The sequence below is a fragment of the Zoogloea sp. genome (genome assembly GCF_028689785.1).
Classification (GTDB): domain Bacteria; phylum Pseudomonadota; class Gammaproteobacteria; order Burkholderiales; family Rhodocyclaceae; genus Zoogloea.
This window is the reverse complement of the sequence record NZ_JAQVCN010000003.1, coordinates 91,231-113,524: the sequence shown is the minus strand read 5'-3', so window position 1 is coordinate 113,524 and position 22,294 is coordinate 91,231. Positions and strand designations below refer to the sequence as shown.

The 22,294-nt window shown below is 62.5% G+C and carries 24 protein-coding genes; 5 read left to right on the top strand and 19 right to left on the bottom strand.

What is annotated here, in order from left to right:
• From PHI64_RS02740 to PHI64_RS02705, 8 genes are all read right to left on the bottom strand, one after another.
• Positions 1–633, bottom strand: a complete 633-nt coding sequence (locus PHI64_RS02740; protein ID WP_299878197.1) for a type II secretion system protein J — start codon at positions 631–633, stop codon at positions 1–3.
• Between the two features lie 5 nt (positions 634–638).
• Entirely contained in the window at positions 639–1,043 is a 405-nt protein-coding gene (locus tag PHI64_RS02735; protein ID WP_299878194.1) for a type II secretion system protein, read from the bottom strand.
• Positions 1,040–1,519 (bottom strand): prepilin-type N-terminal cleavage/methylation domain-containing protein, encoded by a 480-nt coding sequence (locus PHI64_RS02730; RefSeq protein ID WP_299878191.1) that lies wholly within the window; start codon positions 1,517–1,519, stop codon positions 1,040–1,042. The genes PHI64_RS02735 and PHI64_RS02730 overlap by 4 nt, the downstream gene beginning before the upstream one ends.
• Before the next feature lie 5 nt (positions 1,520–1,524).
• Entirely contained in the window at positions 1,525–1,950 is a 426-nt protein-coding gene (gspG, locus tag PHI64_RS02725) for a type II secretion system major pseudopilin GspG (RefSeq protein WP_299878188.1), read from the bottom strand.
• A gap of 23 nt (positions 1,951–1,973) precedes the next feature.
• The gene (locus PHI64_RS02720) at positions 1,974–2,990 is read right to left on the bottom strand and encodes a type II secretion system F family protein (protein ID WP_299878185.1); all 1,017 of its coding nucleotides are present in this window, start codon (positions 2,988–2,990) and stop codon (positions 1,974–1,976) included.
• 229 nt (positions 2,991–3,219) lie between these two features.
• Positions 3,220–4,959 (bottom strand): ATPase, T2SS/T4P/T4SS family, encoded by a 1,740-nt coding sequence (locus tag PHI64_RS02715; protein ID WP_299878182.1) that lies wholly within the window; start codon positions 4,957–4,959, stop codon positions 3,220–3,222.
• Positions 4,960–5,010: 51 nt separating this feature from the next.
• Complete coding sequence (locus PHI64_RS02710) at positions 5,011–7,476, bottom strand: tetratricopeptide repeat protein (RefSeq protein ID WP_299878179.1); 2,466 nt, start codon at positions 7,474–7,476, stop codon at positions 5,011–5,013.
• Positions 7,477–7,573: 97 nt separating this feature from the next.
• The gene (locus PHI64_RS02705) at positions 7,574–8,581 is read right to left on the bottom strand and encodes an NAD-dependent epimerase (RefSeq protein WP_299878176.1); all 1,008 of its coding nucleotides are present in this window, start codon (positions 8,579–8,581) and stop codon (positions 7,574–7,576) included.
• A gap of 190 nt (positions 8,582–8,771) precedes the next feature.
• Here PHI64_RS02705 and waaA point away from each other — a divergent pair, with 190 nt between their 5' ends.
• Positions 8,772–10,055 (top strand): lipid IV(A) 3-deoxy-D-manno-octulosonic acid transferase, encoded by a 1,284-nt coding sequence (gene waaA / locus PHI64_RS02700; protein WP_299878173.1) that lies wholly within the window; start codon positions 8,772–8,774, stop codon positions 10,053–10,055.
• 12 nt (positions 10,056–10,067) lie between these two features.
• On the opposite strand, the gene ubiA is transcribed toward waaA, so the two are convergent.
• The 7 genes from ubiA to PHI64_RS02665 form a co-directional block, all read right to left on the bottom strand.
• Entirely contained in the window at positions 10,068–10,949 is an 882-nt protein-coding gene (gene ubiA, locus PHI64_RS02695; protein ID WP_299878170.1) for a 4-hydroxybenzoate octaprenyltransferase, read from the bottom strand.
• Positions 10,946–11,500 (bottom strand): chorismate lyase, encoded by a 555-nt coding sequence (locus PHI64_RS02690; RefSeq protein WP_299878167.1) that lies wholly within the window; start codon positions 11,498–11,500, stop codon positions 10,946–10,948. The genes ubiA and PHI64_RS02690 overlap by 4 nt, the downstream gene beginning before the upstream one ends.
• 207 nt (positions 11,501–11,707) lie before the next feature.
• On the bottom strand, positions 11,708–12,121 hold the full coding sequence (locus PHI64_RS02685) for a response regulator (protein ID WP_299878164.1): 414 nt from the start codon (positions 12,119–12,121) through the stop codon (positions 11,708–11,710).
• 218 nt (positions 12,122–12,339) lie between these two features.
• The gene (locus PHI64_RS02680) at positions 12,340–12,588 is read right to left on the bottom strand and encodes a hypothetical protein (protein ID WP_299878161.1); all 249 of its coding nucleotides are present in this window, start codon (positions 12,586–12,588) and stop codon (positions 12,340–12,342) included.
• Between the two features lie 26 nt (positions 12,589–12,614).
• Positions 12,615–13,265: an OmpA family protein gene (locus PHI64_RS02675; protein ID WP_366945116.1), complete on the bottom strand. Its 651-nt coding sequence runs from the start codon at positions 13,263–13,265 to the stop codon at positions 12,615–12,617.
• 83 nt (positions 13,266–13,348) lie between these two features.
• Positions 13,349–13,687 (bottom strand): hypothetical protein, encoded by a 339-nt coding sequence (locus PHI64_RS02670; protein ID WP_299878158.1) that lies wholly within the window; start codon positions 13,685–13,687, stop codon positions 13,349–13,351.
• 90 nt (positions 13,688–13,777) lie between these two features.
• Positions 13,778–14,104: a BON domain-containing protein gene (locus PHI64_RS02665; RefSeq protein WP_299878155.1), complete on the bottom strand. Its 327-nt coding sequence runs from the start codon at positions 14,102–14,104 to the stop codon at positions 13,778–13,780.
• Positions 14,105–14,443: 339 nt separating this feature from the next.
• Here PHI64_RS02665 and PHI64_RS02660 point away from each other — a divergent pair, with 339 nt between their 5' ends.
• Positions 14,444–16,351 carry an AsmA family protein gene (locus PHI64_RS02660; RefSeq protein WP_299878152.1) on the top strand — a complete coding sequence of 636 codons (1,908 nt, stop codon included), beginning with the start codon at positions 14,444–14,446 and terminating at the stop codon, positions 16,349–16,351.
• 147 nt (positions 16,352–16,498) lie between these two features.
• On the opposite strand, the gene PHI64_RS02655 is transcribed toward PHI64_RS02660, so the two are convergent.
• The 4 genes from PHI64_RS02655 to PHI64_RS02640 form a co-directional block, all read right to left on the bottom strand.
• Entirely contained in the window at positions 16,499–16,666 is a 168-nt protein-coding gene (locus tag PHI64_RS02655; protein WP_299878149.1) for a DUF1328 domain-containing protein, read from the bottom strand.
• Positions 16,667–16,710: 44 nt separating this feature from the next.
• A complete protein-coding gene (locus tag PHI64_RS02650) occupies positions 16,711–16,914 on the bottom strand; it encodes a CsbD family protein (protein ID WP_299878147.1) in 204 nt (67 codons plus the stop codon).
• 240 nt (positions 16,915–17,154) lie between these two features.
• A complete protein-coding gene (locus PHI64_RS02645) occupies positions 17,155–18,246 on the bottom strand; it encodes a putative zinc-binding peptidase (RefSeq protein ID WP_299878145.1) in 1,092 nt (363 codons plus the stop codon).
• Between the two features lie 21 nt (positions 18,247–18,267).
• A complete protein-coding gene (locus tag PHI64_RS02640; RefSeq protein ID WP_299878142.1) occupies positions 18,268–18,999 on the bottom strand; it encodes a Crp/Fnr family transcriptional regulator in 732 nt (243 codons plus the stop codon).
• Between the two features lie 151 nt (positions 19,000–19,150).
• On the opposite strand from PHI64_RS02640, the gene PHI64_RS02635 reads away from it, so the two are divergent.
• The 3 genes from PHI64_RS02635 to PHI64_RS02625 all read left to right on the top strand — a co-directional run bounded on the left by PHI64_RS02635 (position 19,151) and on the right by PHI64_RS02625 (position 22,156).
• Complete coding sequence (locus PHI64_RS02635; RefSeq protein WP_299878139.1) at positions 19,151–19,549, top strand: BLUF domain-containing protein; 399 nt, start codon at positions 19,151–19,153, stop codon at positions 19,547–19,549.
• A 271-nt stretch (positions 19,550–19,820) separates the two neighbouring features.
• Positions 19,821–20,741: a YihY/virulence factor BrkB family protein gene (locus PHI64_RS02630; protein ID WP_299878136.1), complete on the top strand. Its 921-nt coding sequence runs from the start codon at positions 19,821–19,823 to the stop codon at positions 20,739–20,741.
• Positions 20,738–22,156, top strand: a complete 1,419-nt coding sequence (locus PHI64_RS02625) for a dihydrolipoyl dehydrogenase (RefSeq protein WP_299878134.1) — start codon at positions 20,738–20,740, stop codon at positions 22,154–22,156. The genes PHI64_RS02630 and PHI64_RS02625 overlap by 4 nt, the downstream gene beginning before the upstream one ends.
• Positions 22,157–22,294: the final 138 nt, after the last annotated feature.

Below are 22,294 nucleotides of genomic sequence, written 5' to 3'. Positions count from 1 at the left end.
TCATCGGATTTTGGCATTCGGCAAGGGCCGCCGCTCTGCGGCCAGAATCGGAACAGCCAGCTCGGATCTCCCACGCTCACCAAACGCGACGACCATCATCAACTTTCCAGGCAGAACGGGCTGCAGCATCCATTCAGGGTTCCAGTCAGACTCATCCAGTCCTTGATACTGGAGGCTGATCTCCCGTGCCCCCTTCAACAACTCATAGGTCTCCGCCTGACTCCAATCCGGATAACCGGGACGCACGAGGAAGGGCAAATATCTCAGCAACAGCCCACTCTGCGCCCCTGCCCCCTGCCCCAACTCAAGCCGAAGAAAGTGAAGACCACCAAAGCCATGGCGAGCCGGTAGCACCCCCAACCATTCGATACTGTCTGCACGGCCTTGAAAGTAAAGTGCAGGCGCCTTTCCATCCGCAGCCACGGAAACCTGCTTGACCGAGGCTGTCTCAAACGCCGTTTCAAGCAAGGACAAGACGGCTTGATGGGCCTCCTTTTCCTGCAACGCAAGCTCCATCCTCCGTCCAGAATCAGCCACGGTCTTCAAGGCAGTCGTCAGGCCTAAGGCCACGAGAGAAAGCAGGGTCAGGGCAACGACCACCTCAACCAGCGTGAAGCCTCGTGCGAGTGACACCCGTCTCACAGCAGGCCTACCTTCTCAGGCACGACCGTATCCAGGCCAAAGAGCTTGTTGCGCCCACCATCGACCCATTCGATACGGACGCTGAGGTGGTAAAGAGGAACAACGGGGGGATCGACTTCAGAGGGGAGCAAGGTCATCACCACTGCCCAGGAGTACCCGTCATCCTGCTGCCCCGACTCCTGCCACCCTCCTTTGGGCGCAAGGTCGAAACGAGTGACCAGGCGCTCCGCCAGACCGACAGCCCTGTCGAGCCTTTCCACAGATCTGACTGAACGGATGCTCGTGCTCAATGCGCTATAGAGAACCGCCAATGAGAAGGCCATGATCGAAAAGGCCGCCAGCACCTCAATCAGCGAAACCCCCCGTTGCCTTCGGGCAAGCGGAACACGACCCTCCCTCATAACAAAGCTTCTTGAGACAGCCTTCCCAGCAGCCAGTCGACGCGCACACGCGTGCCGTGACCAGGCTGATCAAGCACTTCCACGCTACCTCCGGTAGCGCCACCGCCAGGATAAAAGCGGATCCCAGCCTTTCCCTCCGGGGCGATGAGCTGGCCTGCAACGACCATCCTGATCTCGATGCCGGAAGGTATGGATTGCGACTTCCCCGGATCTACACCCATAGAGCGCTTTTCAAGATCCACATAAAAGGTGTGTGCCTCACCCGAGCGCACTGCAGCACGTCTCGCATCTCCAAGCGCGGACAGCACGTGGCGTACCGTTGCCCGGTATTCCACCGCATGTCTCACCTTCATCACTGCCAGCGGCATTGCACCCAACATCAGCGACGCGATGGCGATAGCGACCATCAGTTCGACAAGTGTGAAGCCCCGGCCGAACTTACGCTGCCGCCCCCGCTTACACAACCGCCCCGCCACCAGCCTTACTGCCAGTTGCCAACATCCGCATTCTCTTTCTCACCACCAACCGCATTGTCGGCACCAAGAGTGTAGATATCGATGTCACCGTGCTTGCCCGGACTTTCATACTTATAGTCGAACCCCCAGGGATCCTTAGGCAGCTCCCCCTTCTTGAGGTAAGGACCATCCCAACCAGGCGCGGTTGCCGGCTTGGCAATGAGGGCGCCCAAGCCTTCAGCGGATGTGGGATAACGCCCCACATTCAACTTGAACACCTCGGCAGCTGCCTCAAGCTCCTTGACCTGTACACCTGCAGTCTTCGACTTGGCGCCACCCAGCTGGGACAGCACCTTCGGGCCAACCAACCCGGCCAACAATCCGAGGATTGCCAACACAACCAGCAATTCAACGAGAGTAAAACCAGAAATGGACTGCCTGCTTCTGTTCATGATTGTCTTTCGATCAAATTCAATTAAACGGCCAAATCATTGACGGACAAAATGCCCATCAAAAGGGACACAATGATGCTTGCGATGACGACCCCCAGAACGAGGATCATCGCCGGTTCAAGCAGAGTCAAACCTCGCTTGATGCCCGTCTGGATCTCCACATCCTGAACCCGTGCAACCTCCAGCAGCATGGAGTCCAGGCGCCCCGTCTCTTCACCCAGCCGCACCATGTTCAGGGCCAGTGGTGAAAAAACCCCGGTGCTTGCCAGGGCATCTGCAAGTCGCTCACCGCGCTTGACGGCAGGCTCCAGGGACGCGAGCCCTCCTTTTATGGCGGGACTACCCAGCGTGCTCAGAGCGATCTGGAGCGCGGTAACGATTGGAACACCGTTGCCTATCAGCGTTCCCATACTACGGGCGAACTGCGTCAGCTCGTATTTTCTGAGCACCGGCCCCAACACCGGCAGGGCAAGCAGCAAACGATCTTTGTGAACCCGCCCATCCGGAGTCTTGAGCCAGCGAGTCAGCACAAAGGCCACACCGCTCAAACCCACGGCCATCGCAAGCCCCCAGTCGGCCACGAAATGCCCGAGGTCAATGATGACACGAGTCGGAAGCGGCAGTGCATCCCCCATCTCGGAGAAAAGTGTTTCAAACTGTGGGACAACAAAGCCCAACATCATGAAAACGGACAAGATCGCCACAGTGAGGAGGATCGATGGATATATCAACGCCGATACCACACTCTGGCGCAGCTCCTTGACTCGCTCCAAGTGCTCGGACAGTCGAGCCAGCACTTCTGCCAACTGCCCGCTGACCTCGCCTGAACGCACCATATTGATGTAGAAATCCCCGAAAAGGGCATGATGGGCGCTCAACGCAACACTGAAGCTCTTGCCCCCCTTGATGGAAGCAAGCATCTGCTCAAGGACTTCAACAACCGCGGGGCGCCCCCCCATCTGAACCATCACGCGTACAGCACGATCAAGGGGGAGCCCGGCCTTGAGCATGACGGCAAGCTCACTCGTGAGGCTTGCCACATCCTCCGGGCCGACCCCTTTGTCCCGGCGAGTGCCCAGGCGTGAAGGCCATGAATTTCCTGCCGCAGCACCCTGCGACAGCGCAGGTACTCGAGCTTTGCTTCCTGCACGGACCTTGATAGGGACGAGCCCCATCGCGCGTAAGCGAGCCTCGGCAGCAGCAAGAGACTCTGCGTCAAGACTCCCGGAAACTGACGCTCCCTCACGATTCGAAGCCAGGTACTGAAACTCAGGCATTGATCTGATCGTGTGTCGCGCGCATCAACTCTTCGAGGGACGTTACCCCTTGCAGCACCTTCCTCAATCCGTCCTCGTAGAGCGTCAGCATGCCTCCCTTGCGGGCGACGTTGTGAAGGGTTGTTGCGTCAGCCCCACTCAAGATTGCATCGTGCGCATCGCCATCGAGAATGAACAGTTCGTGGATGGAGGTGCGCCCCCTGTACCCCGAGTGATTGCAAGCCGGACACCCCGGTGCAGAGTAGAGCTTCCGCTCGCCCTCCGGTGCAAACCGGACCAGACCCGAACGCACCCACACCTCCTCCGTCACAGGCACTTCCCGCCGGCAACTGGTACAAAGCGTCCTGACAAGGCGCTGGGCCAACACCCCGTTGACCGAAGAAGTGATGAGATACCGCTCCACCCCCATGTCTTCAAGACGCACAATCGCGCCCGCGGCAGTGTTGGTATGCAAGGTCGACAGCACCAGGTGCCCCGTCAATGCCGACTGAACCGCTATCTGGGCGGTCTCCGAATCGCGCATTTCCCCAATCATGATGATGTCCGGATCCTGCCGCAGGATCGAACGCAAGGCGTGAGCAAACGTCAGGCCGATCTGCGGCTGAACATGCACCTGATTGACCCGGTCCAGCTGATACTCGACGGGATCCTCGACAGTGAGGATTTTCATCGACACTGCATCCAGCTTGGCCAAGGATGCATACAGTGTGGTCGTCTTGCCTGAACCCGTCGGCCCGGTCACCAAAAGGATTCCATGGGGCTTATCAAGCATGGCCTTGTAACCATCCAGCGTATCCCGCGAAAACCCCATGTCCTCCAGGCTCAAACGAATGCTTGATCGATCAAGCACCCGCATCACCACGCTCTCGCCATGAACCGTGGGAAGAGTGGACACCCGCAGATCCAGCTCCCGCCCCTTGACTCGTGTCTTGATCCGTCCGTCCTGCGGCAAGCGACGCTCGGCAATATTTAGGTGCGCCAGCAACTTGATTCGCGAAGTGATGGCAGCCGCCAGCTCAGGAGGATGGGCCTCGGACTGCACCAGGACGCCATCCACTCGGTAGCGGATATGCAAGACATCCTCGTACGGCTCAATGTGAATGTCCGAAGCGCGCAGATCAATGACCCTGGATACCGCATGATTCACAAGCCGGATGATGGGCGCTTCGGAGGCAAGATCCTTGAGGTGCTCGACAAACTCGCTACCCGCCTGCCCGCCGGAGAAAGCTTCATCGTCTCCTGCATCCGGATCCTCAACGTCCTGGGCGGAATACAGTCGATCAAGAGCACCCTCAATCTCGGACTCCAGGCCAAGAAACGGCACCACCTCCAATCCGGAGGCAAGCGCCAGGGCCTTACGGCGAAAAAGATCCTGCGGCACCCCCATCATGACCCGGAGAACAGCCCCGTCACAGGACAGTGGTAAAACCCTGTGGGCCTTGAAGTAGTCAGACGACACGCCGGGCACCTGGACGACCTCTTCCGGGAAAGCATCGGAGGTCACCAGCGGAATACCCAGCTGCTCAACCAGAGCGTCGGCCACATCACGCTCAGACACCACGCCAAGCCGCACCAGCACGCGCCCCAACAGATCCGTCATCTGTTTCTGGGCGGCCAGAGCGTGATCGAGATCCCGCTGCGAAAGCTTGCTCGCAGCCACGAGCAACTGCCCGATGCGCCTATCAGACTGCACTTCACTGTCAACTGCCATGACACCGCCCTGAATGCTCATCGTGTTTCATCATGGTGACACCAAGCCTGGCCCCAACCCTGGCCTCTCCCATCACTTTCCACTACGAGCCCTAAGCTCGGCCGCCCGGTCGCGCAGACGCTTTACGCTGGAAGCATCCCCCGCATCCTTGGCACCAGCCAGCGTATCGAAGACGTTCGCCAGACTCTTCAGCAGTGCCCGATCCTCGAGCTTCCTGGAAACCAGGTATGCCTTGGCAAGATACTCCTCGGCAACCACGTATTCCTTCTCAGCAATCGCTGTCTCGGTCAGAAGCTGCAACGTAAGCCCGATCTCGACAGGGATTGGGGGAACCGCCATTTCCTGAATCTGGAGAGCCGCTTTGAAGTGACTTTGCGCCTCCCGGAAGCGCTTCTGCTGAAACAGGGAGAGGCCAAAGTTTCGCTCAACAGTGGCAACGAACGGGTGGACCTCATTCAACGACGCTGAGTAGGCCGACAAGGCCTTGCGGTAGTTGGCATTGGCCCGATCGTATGCGCCCTGCAGTCGGCACACCTCCGCCAGGTTGTTGGCAAGCAAGCCGATCACAGGCAGCGTCGAAGTGCCGAGCTTCTGCTCACGCCAACTGAGCAGGGATGTGTATGCGGCCTCCGCTTCGGCGTAACGCTTCTCAAGAGCAAGGAGTTCAGGCCGCAAATAATGCAGATCCAGCACAAAAGGACTTTCCTCGCCGAGCGTCTTCGTTGCGGCAGGCAACAAGGCAACCAGAGCGGTCTGTGCCTCGGCATAGTCTCCGTTAGCCTTCAGCACATCAATAAGCCGCCTGTACCGCTCTCCGTATACGGCGAACTGATCAAGCAGCAAAGGTTGCCATGCCTTCAACAGGCGAAGGTAAATCGGACGCGCTTCCACATAACGGCGCTCGCTGACGAGAAAGTCCGCAAGCCGCTCTGCGGCATCGAAAGCCTTTCCACTCTCGACACCGTAACGTTTCTCCCTGAGGCTCAGCAGATTGCGCAGGGACTCCTCCTGCAGCTCCCGTTTCTTGATCTGCGCAGCGAGCAGCAGGGGCTCCTCCAGCAACGGACTGTCAGAACCCAGCACATTTTTGTAAACGTTCAGAGCGCGGGTGATATCGCTTACCGCATTGGCCTCGTCCCCCTGCGCCAGCAGCGCCTCCCCTCTCCCTAGATGCAACCTGGCGATCGGCAGCGAGTCCGGCACATACAGGCGCTCGGCCAGAGGCAGCATTTCGGTGTAGCGCCGGGCTGCATCTGCATGATCACCCGTCGACATCGCAGCACGAGCCTTCAAACGAAAAGCTTCCAGGGCCAGCGGGTGGTCTCCCTCAAAGGCAAAACGAACAATCGCCAACGCTCGCTCGGCATCATCGTCGATGTCTGCAGCCGGCAAACCCTGAGCCAAGGCAAGCTTGCCACTCAAAACATAGGATGCCGCCAACGCGGGGTGACGTTCACCAAGCGTTTCGCGCCGGGTAAGTGATGCGGCCCTCGCCAGCCCTGCAGCCTCATTGAGCCTCCCTTGCTCCAGGCGAAGACGAGCCAAACGCTCCTGAGCCAGAGCGGTAGTCGGATGCGCCCCCCCGAGCACCCGGCTGAGCGTATCAAACGAGGAGACCAGCAGTTTCTCAGCAGCTTCGTGATTCCCGAGCTCCCGCTGGAGTTCCCCCATGAAACCGCGGAGGACCGCAACCCGCGGGTGCTCAACCCCAAGCCGCTCCTCCAGGCCCTTCTGCACGGAGTTGAACAGCCGTTCGGCAACCAACAAGTTGCCAGACTCCATTTCGACACTGGCCAGATCAGCCCGCGCACTTAGCGTATCAGGATGGCTTGGCCCAACCAGCTTGTCGAGATCAACCACCGCATCGTTGAGGAACAACTTGGCGATCGAATAACGCCCCTGCTGCCGATACATGTCGGCCAGGGACAGGCGGGTATCGATCACCTTGAGGCTCGATTCTCCGTACAACTGGACACGGATTTTCTCGGCTTTGCCAAACAGGCTGTTGGCCGCAGCGAAAGAGCCCTGAGCCTTGCTCACCCCACCAAGGTTATGTAACACACTGGCAACGCCGTCCAGGCGCACATCTCCACGCAACTTCTCGCGCAGGAAGAGGGCATCCTCAAGGGAATCTGTCGCCTCCGAATAACGCCCGGTTTCAAGCAAAACCGCGCCAATGCTGTTCAAAAGCACGGCGATCTCGGCAGAATTGCGGGTCGGCTGTTCTTTTTGAATCGCCAGTGCTTGCCGGTACAGGGACAGGGAGCGTGAATAATCACCTTCCCGATAGTGGATCGCCGCAAGATTGCTCAGGGATGTGGCAACTCGCGGGTCTGTGGCGGGGTAATTCCGCGCAGCCACGTCCAGCGCACGCGACGCCAGGATCCGTGCCTGACTGTAACGCCCCTGATTGTCCAGCCGGGCCACATCGGCATTGAGCGTTTCCCATTCAACCCGCTGGGAAAACGCAACACCAGGACAACTCGCCAAAAGGCCCAAGCCCAGCAACAAGCCGAAGCGATACCCAATTTTCCGCATTCCAAAGAACCCGATCGTGAATCAGTTCGTAGTTTAACCGATCCACGACGGGCCCCACAGCAAACGGCAGCCGAGGACAGGGCCCTCAGCAAGCACGTTACTTGCCGTAGTAGCCGCGATACCACTCGACGAAGCGGCCGATGCCCACGGGCACCGGGGTGGCCGGCACGAAGCCGGTCCAGGCGTTGAGGGCATCGGTGTTGGCGTAGGTGGCCGGCACGTCGCCGTCCTGCAGGGGCAGGAAGTTCTTCTCGGCCTGCTTGCCCAGGGCGTTCTCGATGGCCTCGACAAAGGCCATCAACTCCACCGGGTTGTTATTGCCGATGTTGAACACCCGGTAAGGCACGTTGCTGGTGCTGGGGTTGGGCTGATCGGCGTTGTAGGCAGCATCGGGCTCGGCGGTGTGGTCGAGGGTCTTGATGACGCCCTGAACGATGTCGTCCACGTAGGTGAAGTCACGCTTCATCTTGCCGTGGTTGAACACGTCGATGGGCTTGCCCTCAAGGATGGCCTTGGTGAACAGGAACAGAGCCATGTCGGGACGGCCCCACGGGCCATACACGGTGAAGAAGCGCAGGCCGGTGGTGGGCAGACCAAACAGGTGGCTGTAGGTGTGGGCCATCAGCTCGTTGGCCTTCTTGGTGGCCGCGTACATGCTCACCGGGTGATCGACACTGTCGTGCTCCGAGAAGGGCATGCGGGTGTTGCCGCCATACACGCTGGAGCTGGAGGCATAGACCAGGTGCTTGACCTTGCTGTGACGGCAGCCTTCCAGGATGTTCATGAAGCCCACCAGGTTGCTTTCCACATAGGCCTGGGGATTGACCAGGGAGTAGCGCACGCCGGCCTGGGCGGCCAGGTGGATCACCTTGTCGAACTTCTCTTCGGCAAACAGCCTGGCCATGCCGTCGTTGTCGGCCACGTCCATCTTCACGAAGCGGAAGTTCTCGTGGGGGGTCAGGCGGGCCAGCCGGTCGTGCTTGAGCTGGACGTCGTAGTAATCATTGAGGTTGTCGAGACCGACCACCTGATCGCCTCGCGCCAGCAAGAGCTGGCTGGTGTGCATGCCGATGAATCCGGCAGCGCCGGTAACGAGAATTTTCATGATCGCGGGGTACTCGAAGTTGTGGAAAGCAGGCAAGGCGGGACCGGAGTGCAAAGATGCCCGGCTACGCCATCAGCAGCCCAGCATTTTCTCACGGGAGCATGTCAGGGTAAATCGGCTCCCCTCCGCGAACGTGTCGTCTGTAACGACCGTTATACTTTCGCGCTCCAGCAAGCCCTCGGCGCCCCCCTTGATCCTCCGATTTCTGTACACCGCACTCTGGTATCTGGCCACACCGCTGATCGGTCTGCGCCTGGCCTGGCGTGCGCGCCGCCAACCCGAGTACCTGCAGCACGTGGGGGAGCGCTTCGGGCGTTACCCCACCTCCATGGCCGGCCCCCTCATCTGGCTGCACGCCGTATCGGTGGGCGAGACCCGGGCCAGCGCGCCGCTGGTGCACGCACTGCTCGACGCCCACCCCGACTGCAGCCTGCTGTTGACTCACATGACCCCCACCGGTCGGGCCACCGCCGCCGAGATCTTTGGTGAGCTGGCCCCGCGGGTGCAGAGCGTCTATCTGCCCTACGATTTTCCCTGGGCCGTGGCGCGCTTCCTGCGCCACTTCCGCCCACGTATCGGGGTGCTGATGGAAACCGAACTGTGGCCCAATCTGGTGGAGGGCTGCCGCCGCACCGGCACGCCGCTGGCCATGGTCAATGCACGGCTGTCGGAGCGCTCCGCCCGGGGCTACCGGCGCGCCGGCAGCCTGGCCCGGGATGCCTTCGCCCACCTGTCGGCCATCGGCGCCCAGACCGACGCCGACGGCCGCCGCCTGAGCACCCTGGGCGCCCGCCTGCTGGAGGTCACCGGCAACATCAAGTTCGACATCACGCCCCCGGAAGCGCTGCTGACGCTGGGCAACGAGTTCCGCAACCGCATCGGCCCACGCCAGACCCTGCTTGCCGCCAGCACCCGCGAAGGCGAGGAAGGCCCCCTGCTCGAAGCCTTCGCCCGCCACTGCCCGCCGGAGGTATTGCTCGTGCTGGTGCCACGCCACCCTCAACGCTTCGACGAGGTTGCCAGACTGGTGAGCCGGAGCGGGCTCAAACTGCAGCGCCGCTCCGCAGACACCCCGGTGATGGCGGACACGCAAGTCTGGCTGGGGGACTCGATGGGCGAGATGTATGCCTATTACGCCGCCGCCGACACCGCCCTGATCGGCGGCTCGTGGGAGAAGCTCGGCGGCCAGAACCCCATCGAAGCCAGCGCCGTGGGCTGCCCGGTGGTGGTGGGGCCGCACACCTTCAACTTCAAGGCGGTGTGCGAGCAGGCCATCGAGGCCGGGGCCGCCCAACGGGCCGACAACCTGGAACACGGACTCGGCCTGGCCCTGGAGATCATCAACAATCCGGTGCAACGCAAGGCCATGGGCGCGGCGGGGCGCAACTTCGCCCGCAGCCACCGGGGCGCCACGGCACGCACCGTCGCCCTGCTGGAACCCCTGATGCACAATGCCCGGGCACGCAAGCGCTGACCCGGGACTGCCTCACGCAGCCGGCCTGAGCAGGTAGTCCACCACCCACCCAGCAAATATCACCGCCCCCACCCAGTTGTTGTGAAGGAAGGCCTTGAAGCACTTGGGGCGCTCACGCCCGCGGATCAGGGTGTAGTGATAGGCCATGATGCCGGCGGCCACCGCCAGCCCGGTCAGAAAGAACATCCCTCCGCCGGTCGCCAACCCCACCCAGCCGAGCAGGAGCAGCGTCAGGCCATAGCAGGCCATAACGGCCGCCACGTCGAAGCGCCCAAAGGTGATGGCCGAGGTCTTGATGCCGATCTTCAGGTCATCCGGGCGATCCACCATGGCGTACTCCGTGTCATAGGCCACTGCCCAGAACACGTTGGCCAGCAGCATCACCCAGGCCTCCAGCGGCACTTCGCCCTGCAAGGCAGCGAAGGCCATGGGGATGCCGAAGCCGAAGGCGATGCCCAGGTAGGCCTGGGGGATGGCCAGGAAGCGCTTGGTGAAGGGGTAGCTGCCGGCCAGGAACACCGCCGGCACGCTGAGGGCGACGGTCAGGCCATTCAGGGGCAGCACCAGCAGGAAAGACAGCAGCGCCAGCCCGGCCGCCAGCAGCAGGGCCTCCCGGGTGCTCACCCGCTGCGCCGCCAATGGCCGGTTGCGGGTGCGCTCCACGTGGCCGTCGAAATCCTTGTCGGCGTAGTCGTTGATCACACAGCCGGCCGAGCGCATCAACACCGTGCCGACCACAAAGATCATCACCACGCCCAAAGCCGGCCGCCCCGCCCCCGCCACCCACAGGGCCCACAGGGTAGGCCACAGCAGCAGCAGGATGCCGATGGGCTTGTCGAGGCGCATCAGCTTTTTGTATTCGTCGAGGCGCTGGGGAAGACTCAGGGTACTCATGGGGCCAGGTTCCGGATGGCGGGCAGGAAGACTTCGGTGATCAGGAGGGGCGCTCCGCCCCGCTTGAAGGCCGAACGGCGAGCCCACAGGGACGGCAGGGTAGGTTCGCCGGTGGCCCTTGCGGCATGATGCCAGCGTGAATCGCGGGCATCCAGGCGAGCCGCCTCCAAGGGCGAGCGCCGTACCCGGGGATCGTTGAACAGCACATTGGCCAGGGGCCGCCCACCCAGCCCGTGCAAGAGGTGCCAGACAGCCGGGATGCCGGTCTCCGGCACCAGCGAGCGGGCGAACACTACCGGTGCGCCATCGGCGATCAGCAAGACCTCGCGGATCCACAGATCGCCGTGGTGACGGACGCCCAGCGCAGCCCGCTCGTCGGGCATCACCCGCCCCTTGCCCTGGCTCACCACCTGCAGCGAGAAGTGCCCGCAGCGGGATCGGATACGGGCGGTCAGCGAGCTGTCGTCGGTCAGCCAGCCGCGCATCGGCCGGGGGGCTTGCCAGGCAGCAATGCGAAAAGGGTCGCGGCCCGGAAAGTGGGCGAGGGTCATGGAATGCGGGGGTTGAAGCGGGCGGGCCGTATTGTACGGCCCCCGCTCGCGCTGTAGGAAGGAGGTGGGGCACCGCCCGCACTGCCTGCAGATGCCGGGAGCGGACAAGGCCCGGACCTGGCGCGGCCCAGCTCAGGCCGAGCTTACTCAAGCAAATCGGCCAGTCGGCCCGTGCAAGCCCCGCCCACCACGATCACGCGGCGCAGCTCAAACGGCAAGGGGCGTGCCCTGCCCCGCTACCCCATCCATGTAGCTGAGCAACTCATCCATTTGAAAGGACTTGTCGAAGAATGCCGCCACCCCGAGCGCCCTGCAGCGTGCCCTGAGCGCCAGATGGGAATGGTTTGAAAACACTACCGCCCGCGGCGAGCCGAAGTGCTCCGGCATGGCGTGGATCGTGGCCAGGATTCCAAGGCCGGTGCCCGCCTTAAGCTCCAGATCGACGATGAGCAGATCAGGGCGGACTTGGGCAAGAAGGGCCAGGGCAGCTGCTTCGCTGTCTGCAGCCCCGACGATCTCGAGCGTGCTGATGCCGCCGAGGATTGCCGACAGAATATCCCGCAGAACCGCGGAGTCTTCTACCAGCACCACCCGAAGTGGCTGCTTTTGGGGGGCATCCATGTCATTTCTTTCTGAATCGGAGCTTTCGGACAGCGACCTCACCTCATCCTCGCCATGAGCATCTTCTTGCCTGCCAGTCTGCTCACACGCAGCCCCGGCCCCTTGGGGACGACTGCAGAGGGTAAGCCCAAGGGCTCGGCGGTGAGGATGATGCGGAGAAGGCCGTGCATTTCGTAAAGCCCACGCCCCTTTCCGACCGAGGTGAGCCCGCAGGATGCTCAGCTGGCCACGGCGGGCGCGGGGAGTAAGCACTCATCGAATGCGTACCAGGCTGCGGGGCCGATCATGCGTTGCAGACGGGCCATGTTCTCCGGGCAGCCCGTGTCCTCATGCCCGAATACGAGATTCGAAAAGAGCGCCCCGAAGCACAGCAGCAAGGCGGCAATGAACGTTACCGTCGCCGTCCAGCCCCACGTCCCAGGCTGCACCGGTACGAGATCACAGCAGTGTTGGTTGGATCCACGCATGTCTGCTCCTCCACATTTCAACGGACTCAGGCGCCACCCGGCTCGCCCACGAAAATCTCGATGCGGCGGTTCTTGGCCCGGCCGGCTTCCGTCGCGTTGGAGGCGACGGGCTCTTGCTCGCCTCGTCCCGCCACGCCGATACGCGCCGCGGACACACCCCGGTCCACAAGAAAATCGCGGGCACTCATGGCGCGCCCGAGCGAGAGCGGGCGATTCACATGGTCCTCGCCAGTGCTGTCGGTATGCCCAATGATGCGGATCGTCGCGGCCGGACTGTCCTTCAGGGTCTGAGCGAAACGTGTGAGGATCGGGCGCATCTCCGGCTTGATCTCGCTGCGCCCCACGTCAAACGAAATGTCGCTGGGAATCTCCAGCTTGAGCTGGTCGTCGGAGGTGCGGGTCACTTCGACACCGGTACCCGAGGTGGCCTGGCTCATGGCCTGACGCTGCGCCTCCATGCGCTGGGACCACACATAACCGCCCAGGGCGCCAAGCCCTGCGCCGATGGCCGCATCACGACCCACCTTGTCGCTGCCGGTGGCCTTGCCGATCAGGGCGCCACCGACGGCGCCGCCCATTGCACCCATGCCGGCATTGCGCTGCGTTTCCGACATACCCGCGCAGGCACTCAGGCCGATCAGCACGGCCATGCCGAGGGGAAAGATATTCATCTTCATTGAATTGCTCCCGAATTCGAGGGGGCATGCCCGGCCCGCTTGCTTTGCTATCAGGGCCGGCCCCCGGAGATCGCTCGGATGCCTTAACGGCGGCGGCTGAGCAAGGCGCCAACCAGGAGGCCGGCGGCACCGATGATCGCCGCCGAACGCCAGGGGTTGCTGCCGATGTACTGCTCTGCCACATGCTTGGAATGGTGGGCGTCGCGTCGCAGAACCTCAGCCGCGTCCCGGGCCGCACAGCGCAGGTTGTCGATGACGGAGGCAGCGGCATCACGGGTAACTTCCGCCGTGGCATCCAGCTGGCGACGCACGCCGGGAATGGCTGCCCGAGCACTCTCCTGAAGATCGGAGGCAACCTGCCGGATGCTGCCCGGCGTGGTCGAAGCGTTCGGCGTGGTGGGGGTGGTCTCGATGGCATTCATGGTCGTCTCCCGAATTGATCTCGAAATTGATTTCAAAGGAACGGCCTGTCCGGATCAGTGCAGCTCACGCCGGACAAAGCCGTGGGGCGCTCACTTGGCGCGCACGATGATGTCGTTCTTGACCGACTTCACGCCTTCGACCGACTTGGCGATCTCTTCAGCACGCATCTTCTCGGTTGCCGACGGAGTGAAGCCGGACAACTGCACCACGCCATTCTTGGTTTCCACGCCGATGGCGGTGACGCGTACCGCCTTGTCTTCCGCGTGCTTTGCCTTGATGTTCGCAGTGATCGAGGCGTCATCCACGTATTGGGACACAGAAGACTTCTCGTGGGCCTTTTCGACCGCGTAGGCCGAGGTCGCGGTGGCAAGGGCCAGCATGCTGGCAACAAGAATCGATTTGGCGGACTTCTTCATGATGTTCTCCTCTGATTTTCGATTGAAGTTGAATCAGGAATCGCAGCGGCATTCAGACACTGCGTTTGCGTTTCCATGGCTCCAATGTATTCGTCGCCCTGGACGCGATCTGTCCGACAAGAACGGAAAGGCCTGTAGGAATCGACCGTCGGCCCTGTCGGATCAGACTCGCCACCGACAGGGCGGCGAGCCCCCGTGCCGGGGCCCTCGTGCAGCCGCGGCGTTGCGCCGGGCGGCATTCGTGCCGGATATGTCTTACAGGCCGCTCGTCCGCTGCCGACACCGCAACCCGCCGGTCACGCCTAAGATGCAGGCAGGTTTTTCACTCCGTAAGCACGCATGCCGACGCAAACCCCTTCAACTCACCGCCACAGACGTCTCCGCCAGGCCGCTGCAGCCCTGGCCGTGATCGGTCTTGGCGCCGCCCTTTTCGACTGGAATGTGCTGCGCCGCCCCCTCGAATACCTGATCAGCGGCCATCTGGAACGCCAGATCCGCATCAACGGCCCCCTTTCCGTCCATCTGTGGAGCCGCCATCCCAGCCTCAGTGCGGAGGAGATCGAACTGGCCAACGTACCGGGCGGCAAGGCTCCTCACCTGGCCAGGGTGGGCAGGCTTCAGATCACGCTGAACCTGAGCGAAAGCTTGAAAGGCGCCTGGGTGCTCGATGGCGTGGACCTGGATCGCGCCGATGTCCAGCTGGAGGAAGATGCCGCCGGCAAGGGTAATTGGCTGTTCGGCCGGCAGGGCGACGAGGCTCCGCTCACGGTGCGCTACGGAAAGATCCGCATCCGCGATGGCACACTCGGCCTGCGCCTTCCGGCTCGCAAGGTTGATCTCAAACTTCGCATCACCTCCGAGCAAGACAAGGAGCGCCTGAATGTCACCGTCGCGGGCCGCTGGGCAGGCGAGGTGGTCGATATTTCGGGGAAGGCCGATGTGGTGCAGGGGCTTCTGTATGGCAACCAGCCTTACTCGGTGGACGCCCGTGGCAGCATCGGGCCAACCCGTTTCAGCGTGAGCGGCAATGCCGCTGAGCTTACGCAGATGGACGGGCTCGACATCCGCTTCACCCTGTCGGGGCAAAGCCTGGCGGGCTTGTTCCCCTTGACCGGCGTTCCGCTCCCTGCCACGCCGCCCTATCGCATTGCCGGCCGCCTGGTGAGAACCGGGGCAAGCTGGCAGTTCCAGGACCTTGACGGGAAGGTGGGGTCAAGCGACGTAAGCGGGCACCTGGGCATTGATCGCAGCACCACACCCCAGGGGCTTGCTGGAAAGCTGCGCTCTGGACGCCTCGATCTCGCCGACCTGTCCGGCTTCATCGGAGCACGCACGAACGGCGGGCAGGCGATCGCACCACGCCCGGGCAAGGTCCTGCCCTCGCGCCCGCTCGGCTTTGAGAAAATTGCGGCGGCCAATGTGGATCTGGATTTCGTCATCGACGATTTCCGCAATACCGGGCTGCCCCTTGACTCGGCCCAGGGCCGGCTCACGATTGTTGACCGCCAGGTGAGCCTTTCTCCCCTCAAGCTCGGCCTCGCCAAGGGCGTGACCGACGGCAAACTGGAACTGGACACCCGCAAGCAACCCGCCAGCGCAAAACTGGACATGCGCGCCACGCGCCTGCAACTGCGCGAACTCCTGCCCGACACAAACTCGCGCCGCTTCACCTCCGGCGTGCTCGGCGGGCATGCGACGCTCGCCATGCGCGGGCAATCCGTCGCCGAATTGCTGGCCAGCGCCAACGGCACGCTCGGGCTGGCGATGACGGGCGGCAGCACCGACCGCCTGCTCGTCCGCCTGGCCAACCTGGATGTGGCGAATTCCTTGGTCAGCTGGCTCTCCGGTGGCCAGCGCGAGGACATCCGCTGCATCATCGCCGACATGGAAGCCACCAATGGCGTACTCAAACCCCGCACCCTCATCCTCGACACGGCACGGACGCGGGTGCGCGGAAAAGGTCAGATCAGCCTGCGCGACGAAACCCTCGACCTGCATCTGCGCACCGAAGCCAAGGACACCAGCCTCCTGGCCTTGCGCGGCCCGCTCTACCTCGGCGGCAGCTTTGCCGAGCCGGTGGTGCGGCCCGAGCCGCTCCCCGTGGGCTCCCGGATCGCGGGCGCCGTGGCGCTGGGCCTGATTGCGCCGCCCCTCGCGCTGCTGCCGCTCATCGAAACAGGCGGCGCCGAACACTCACCCTGCTCCACCACGCTCGGCGTCAGCCCCCGCAAAGCAGCTCCGCGCTGAAATCACGCATCCGCAGTGCGGTGCCGAAGGAGCTGCCGGAATCGCCGGTGGACGAAATCAGGGGACAGGCCATGACAGCCTGTCCCCCGGTTGAAACGAGCGATCATCCGATTAATCGCTCATGGCCTTTCTTCCATGGTCGGCGTGCTATCCCTTGCCACCCGCCGAATTGAAGATAAAGCTGACAACGGCGAGGATGAGAAAGACGAAGAACAGGGTCTTTGCAATCCCCACCGCACCGGCTGCAATCCCGCCAAAGCCGAATACGGCGGCAATCAGCGCGATCACGAAGAACACAAGGGCGTAATGCAGCATGGCGGTTTCTCCTGAGTGGTTTTCGGATTCAGTTCATCAAACGATCAGACCTTGATGTTCTTTTCCCAATCCTTCACATGCTTTTCGGCCTCATCCTTGGTGACGCCGTAGCGCTCCTGGATCTTGCCCGCGAGGACTTCACGCTTGCCTTCGATCACATCCAGGTCGTCGTCGGTGAGCTTGCCCCATTGCTCCTTGAGCTTGCCCTTGAGTTGCTTCCAGTTGCCTTCAATGATGTCGCGGTTCATGATTTTTCTCCTTTTGGGTTGGCCGGCGAGCGTGAGGCCTGGGGCCGCTTGCTTTGCCGGGATGCAGTTGTTTCTGCATGGTTCTACTTTATCCGCGGCCCGGCGGCGGGGCAGTCGGCCACATCCGAATGGAATGTGAGAATGCGCTTACGGGCATGTCGGCGAAGCAGATGCAAATACGGCCTGCATGGAGCAGGCCGTATTTGCCAATCGCAGTGACGCCAGATGGATATTTCGGTTTCAACCCGGCGCGGCCTGGGGCCAGGCCTGCCAGTCAAGACCACGTGCCCTCGAGACAACCTCATCGACGAAAACGAGCTTGTCCAGCACCGGGTCAGGCAACACGAAGGGATAGCTGTCGCCGTGGCCAAGGCTGCGGCTCATGCTGTTGAGAAAACGGGCGAGAGGCAACCAGCCGCACGTCAAGCGCTCGCGAAAAGGCATCGCGAACGCGGCGGCGGGGTCGGCACCCGCGGGGCCACCCGCCTGTCCATCAAGGTGCAGCCCCCAATGCTCCGCCGTATCGAGCGCATCGATCACATGCAGGTAATGCGCCCAGGTTTCGGCCCAATCCTCCCAGGGATGGGACGTCGCGTAGGCGCTGATGAAATGATCGGGCCAATCGGGCGCCGGGCCGTTTTTGTAATGAACGGCGAGGGCTTCGGAATAATCGGCGCGTTCGTCTCCGAAGAGCGCACGGAACGCCGGCAAGCACGCGCCGTTGGCAACGAGCGCGTCCCAGTAATAATGGCCGATCTCGTGCCTGAAGTGTCCGAGCAGGCTGCGATATGGCTCGCCCATCGCCGTGCGCCGCGCCTCCCGTTCGGCATCGTCGGCCTCGGCGATATTGACGGTGATGCATCCCTCGTCATGCCCCGTGAGTGCCGGTTCTTTGCCCTCGATCGAGTCGAGAAACTGAAAGCGCAACCCACGCTCCGGGTCTTCGGCCAACCCCGGCCGAGCCAGCCCAAGGGTGTCGAGGGAGTAATACAGACGGCGCTTCGCCGCCTCCAGCCGCGCCCAGTACAAACGGTTATCGCCCTGATCCAGGGCGGGGATCACTTCCGTTTGCCTGCAACAGGAACACAGCTCGACAGGGTCGTCGGCGGGAACCATCCAGTTGCAGACGTTCTCAGCGCTGTAATTCGCGCACGGCCGCCATTGATGGCCGTCGTCGCCACCCAGCGGCGTCCATGGCCCTTCGGGCGTCGGCACGAAGGCCCCCATGGCAAGCAGCGAAGGAAGATATCCCAAGGCCGCGCCGCAGGCGGCGCAGTGGGTATTCTCGAAATAGACCGGGTGATTGCATTGGGTGCAGCGAAAGGTTTTCATGCTTGATTACCATCGAAGTGCTCAGATGAGAGGGCGCCCCCGCAGTGGCAGGGCGTAGTATTCGGCGAGGCGTTGCAGCGCCTCGACCCGGAGGATGCGCAGGCGATTGGCCGACATTTCGTGCAGCCCGTAGGCCTGCAGGCGACGGAGCGATTTGTTCGTGTGCACCAGGGACAGCCCCAGTGCGTCGGCAATGTGCTGCTGATTGAGCGGAAAATTGACCCCGCCCTCATCGCCCTCCCCAACGCTTCGGGCACGCTTGTAAAGATGCACGAGCAGCATTGCAATGCGCTCCATGGCGCTTCGCCGGCCGACGGAAAGCAGGTTCTCGTCCACGATCAGCTCTTCGTGTGCGCTGAGCCAGGTGAGGTCATAGGCAAGCCCGGGAAATCCCCGATAAAGATCCCAAAGCTCATTGCGCGGAAAGACGCACAGCCGCACCGGCGTAAGGGTTTCGACCCCATGGGGCACCTGTCCGGACAATTCGGCCTGAAGGCCGATGAAATCCCCCGGCAAGAGAAAACTGAGGATCTGCCGACGCCCATCAGGAAGGCTTCGGTAGCGAAATGCCCACCCGGCGCGCAAGGTGAACAGCAACTCCGAGGATTCCCCTTCACGCAGGATCGCCGCCCCCGCCTCCAGCTTGTTTTCCCGGCGGCGGAATCGCTCGATGAAAGCCAGCTCTTCTGCACTGACTTGGGTAAATCCGCCTTGGGCTCGCAACGGACAATCGGAACAGGACGTATCTGTCATGACATCCACCTCCCCAGCGGCATGAATTGTTCAGTTACTGGACACTCTTGAAATGCATCCCTATTTCGCCCATCGCGCAATGTCATTTGACGTGGTGACGACGCCCTTCTCGGGGTAGATTCGCGGCGGACCCACTGCACGCACCTTCAACATGGAAACGCTTTTTCAGTACGCCTACACCAGTTGCATCCGCCCCGAGATCAGCCTGACCCGCGTCAACGAGATCGTTCAGGTGTCACGGTGCAATAACCGCCTGGCCGGAATCACGGGCATTCTCGTGTTCGATGGCTGGCGCTTTTTCCAGTACCTGGAAGGGCCCGAGGAAGCGGTTCGCCGCCTCGTGGATAAGCTCCGGCTCGATCCTCGTCACGACGACTATGCCGAGTTGCTTGCGGCCCCCTTCCCCGGGCCCAGACGTTTCCATAAATGGTCCATGGGCTATTCGGTCAGCGCCGACGAGGATCTCCTGGCGGCCTTCACCAGTCTCAACCCGTCGGAACTGATCCAGAACATGCCCGACCTCGTGGCCAATATCGATTTTGAGCCGTGAAGAGAGCCAGACGGGTAGCTTCGCGGGCCAACACAAGGCTGCACACCGGGCGCGTCTCTTCCACATACACCGCATTCCAACCGAAGCCCCCCCGTTGCCTGTCGGACAGCCGCGGGAGACGGTGTAGGACTTCCCGCACACGCCCGGTGACGCAGGACAAGTCCTACATCGCTTTCGGCAAATCCCGATGGCGGGCCTCCAGGCTCCCCGTCACGCTTCAAGGTGGCCGCCAACGCATTCCGCGCCGGCATCTTCACCCGGTGATTCCAGCATGGATCGGGACAATCAGAAGGTCCAACTCGCATCTCTCAGGGTTCAATCGTCGCCAAAGCTCTCCGCCTTAGCCGGCTGCTTATGGCCTGCCGCCCGTGTGTTCATTGAACGGGATGCCCCCCGCCATGGCGCGGCACTCGCCTTTTACACGGTCTTTTCGCTTGCCCCCCTGCTCGTGGTGATCACCGCCGGCATCGCTGTACTGCTGGGGACGGAATCGGCACAGAACACGATCGCCGAATACCTGGAACGGGTGCTCGGCGTGGAAGAGGCACGGGTGATCATCGCGATGATGCGACATGCCGTCGAACGCTTGCAGTCAAGTGGCATGGCGGCCTGGGTGGCGATGGGGAGCACACTCCTGGGAGCCAGCGTCACCTTCCTCGAACTCAAGGCCGCGCTGGCTTCGATCTGGGGCACACGCCCGGCATCCGGCTCCGCGGCCAAGGCGATGATCACCGGCCGCCTGAACGGATTGGCCCTCGCCCTCGGCATCGGCTTCCTGCTCGGCGTCACCATGCTGGCCGAAGCCGCCCTGCGTGCTGCGGTGGCGTGGGTGGGCGCGGATCTTCCCGGATTCGAGCTGATGGCCGGGTTCATCAATCTCTTCGTCGTGAATGCATTCAGCACCCTCCTGTTTGCGACTCTGCTGTCCAGGCTCGCCCCCGACGGCATCGGCTGGCGCGATGCAATCCCCGCCGCACTCGTCATCACCGTGCTGTTCGCGCTGGGCCGCTACCTGATCGCAGCCTACGTCACCCACGCGGGCGTCACCTCCGCCTATGGCGCGGCCGGCTCTTTCGCCGCAATTCTGGTGTGGTGTTATGCCTCGGCTCAGATATTCCTTTACGGCGCCTGCGTCTTGTACGTGCAAAGGCAAGAGGCCTCGCCCAACCCCTTGAAGGAGCACACAGCATGAAGAGCATCGAAGTGGACGTGGCCATTGTCGGAGCGGGCTCTGCCGGCATGAGCGCCTACAAGGCTGCACGTGCCCATACCGACAGGCTGGTGGTGATCGAACAGGGCCCTTACGGAACGACCTGCGCACGGGTGGGTTGCATGCCAAGCAAACTCCTGATCGCCGCGGCCTCCACCGCACACGCAATCGACGGCAGCGCCGGATTTGGCATTGAAGTGGCCGGTCGCAGGATCGACGGCGCCGCGGTCATGGCGCGGGTGCGGCGCGAACACGACCGTTTCGTAGGCTTTGTGCTCGATACGGTGGACGGTTGGCCCGAAGCGCACCGGCTCCAGGGCCGGGCTCGATTCCTGGCACCCGGCGTGCTTTGCGTGAACGACGATCTGCGCGTCAATGCGGCCCGCATCGTCCTCGCCACGGGCGCAACGCCAAACATCCCGGAAGGCTGGCGGGAGCGTCTGGGCGACCGTCTGATCGTGAACGACGATGTCTTCGACTGGACGACGCTACCCGACTCCGTGGCGGTGCTAGGAACTGGCGTGGTCGGTCTCGAGCTGGCCCAGGCGCTGCATCGCCTGGGGGTGCGGGTCCGCCTGTTCGGACGGGGTGGCCGGGCCGGCCCCTTGACCGACCCGGCAATGCAATCCGCCGTCAAGGCATGGCTACAGACCACCTTGCCCTACAGTGGCAATGCCGCCAACCTCGAAGCACATCGTGAAGGCGCAGGAGTGGTCGTGGAATGGCACGATGAACGCCGAGGCACACAACGGGAGCAATTCGATTACCTGCTGGCAGCGGCAGGCAGACGGCCCGCCCTTTCCGGGCTAGACCTGGACAAGGCGGGCATTCCGCTCGACGACAAAGGCATACCCCGATTCAACCGCAACACCTGCCAGGTCGGGGATACCTCCGTGTTCATCGCGGGCGACGCAAACAATGATCGCCCCCTTCTCCACGAGGCCGCGGACGCTGGCCGCATTGCCGGCAGCAACGCCGGCCGCTATCCCGATGTTCACACGGAAGCCCGCCGCACCCCTTTGAACATCGTCTTCACCGAGCCGCAAATGGCCATGGCAGGGGCGAGCCACACCGAACTGACCAACAGCGGCGCAGCATTTGCCTGGGGCGAGGCGTCCTTTGCCGACCAGGGCCGCGCCCGGGTGATGGGGCGCAACCAGGGGGTCATTCGCATCTATGGTGATCGGGCAGACGGCCGATTGCGGGGAGCCGAGCTTTTCGGGCCTGACGTGGAACATCTGGCGCACCTGCTCGCCTGGTCCATCCAGCGCGGAGACACGGTCAGCGACGCACTGGCCTGCCCCTTCTACCACCCGGTAATCGAAGAAGGACTGCGCACCGCCTTGCAGGATCTTGCCCGTGCCCTACGTGACCAAGCGGTCGGTTTGCCGCACTGATCCCAGGCGTCAGACAAATCCCACACAGCTTTCGGCTCTCGCCGGCTCGCAAGGAAGCCCGGCACGCATAGAGTTGAATCGTGCAGAAGCGACAACGGAATTCGGCAACCCGAGCCGAGACTTAGGAATCCAGCCCAT

Coding starts and splice junctions, on each gene's coding strand:
- PHI64_RS02735 (WP_299878194.1), bottom strand. CDS start 1,043: ATGAGGGAGGGTCGTGTTCCGCTTGCCCGAAGGCAACGGGGGGTTTCG.
- gspG (WP_299878188.1), bottom strand. CDS start 1,950: ATGAACAGAAGCAGGCAGTCCATTTCTGGTTTTACTCTCGTTGAATTG.
- PHI64_RS02715 (WP_299878182.1), bottom strand. CDS start 4,959: ATGAGCATTCAGGGCGGTGTCATGGCAGTTGACAGTGAAGTGCAGTCT.
- PHI64_RS02710 (WP_299878179.1), bottom strand. CDS start 7,476: ATGCGGAAAATTGGGTATCGCTTCGGCTTGTTGCTGGGCTTGGGCCTT.
- PHI64_RS02705 (WP_299878176.1), bottom strand. CDS start 8,581: ATGAAAATTCTCGTTACCGGCGCTGCCGGATTCATCGGCATGCACACC.
- ubiA (WP_299878170.1), bottom strand. CDS start 10,949: ATGAGTACCCTGAGTCTTCCCCAGCGCCTCGACGAATACAAAAAGCTG.
- PHI64_RS02690 (WP_299878167.1), bottom strand. CDS start 11,500: ATGACCCTCGCCCACTTTCCGGGCCGCGACCCTTTTCGCATTGCTGCC.
- PHI64_RS02685 (WP_299878164.1), bottom strand. CDS start 12,121: ATGGATGCCCCCCAAAAGCAGCCACTTCGGGTGGTGCTGGTAGAAGAC.
- PHI64_RS02680 (WP_299878161.1), bottom strand. CDS start 12,588: ATGCGTGGATCCAACCAACACTGCTGTGATCTCGTACCGGTGCAGCCT.
- PHI64_RS02675 (WP_366945116.1), bottom strand. CDS start 13,265: ATGAAGATGAATATCTTTCCCCTCGGCATGGCCGTGCTGATCGGCCTG.
- PHI64_RS02670 (WP_299878158.1), bottom strand. CDS start 13,687: ATGAATGCCATCGAGACCACCCCCACCACGCCGAACGCTTCGACCACG.
- PHI64_RS02665 (WP_299878155.1), bottom strand. CDS start 14,104: ATGAAGAAGTCCGCCAAATCGATTCTTGTTGCCAGCATGCTGGCCCTT.
- PHI64_RS02660 (WP_299878152.1), top strand. CDS start 14,444: ATGCCGACGCAAACCCCTTCAACTCACCGCCACAGACGTCTCCGCCAG.
- PHI64_RS02655 (WP_299878149.1), bottom strand. CDS start 16,666: ATGCTGCATTACGCCCTTGTGTTCTTCGTGATCGCGCTGATTGCCGCC.
- PHI64_RS02650 (WP_299878147.1), bottom strand. CDS start 16,914: ATGAACCGCGACATCATTGAAGGCAACTGGAAGCAACTCAAGGGCAAG.
- PHI64_RS02645 (WP_299878145.1), bottom strand. CDS start 18,246: ATGAAAACCTTTCGCTGCACCCAATGCAATCACCCGGTCTATTTCGAG.
- PHI64_RS02640 (WP_299878142.1), bottom strand. CDS start 18,999: ATGACAGATACGTCCTGTTCCGATTGTCCGTTGCGAGCCCAAGGCGGA.
- PHI64_RS02635 (WP_299878139.1), top strand. CDS start 19,151: ATGGAAACGCTTTTTCAGTACGCCTACACCAGTTGCATCCGCCCCGAG.
- PHI64_RS02630 (WP_299878136.1), top strand. CDS start 19,821: ATGGATCGGGACAATCAGAAGGTCCAACTCGCATCTCTCAGGGTTCAA.
- PHI64_RS02625 (WP_299878134.1), top strand. CDS start 20,738: ATGAAGAGCATCGAAGTGGACGTGGCCATTGTCGGAGCGGGCTCTGCC.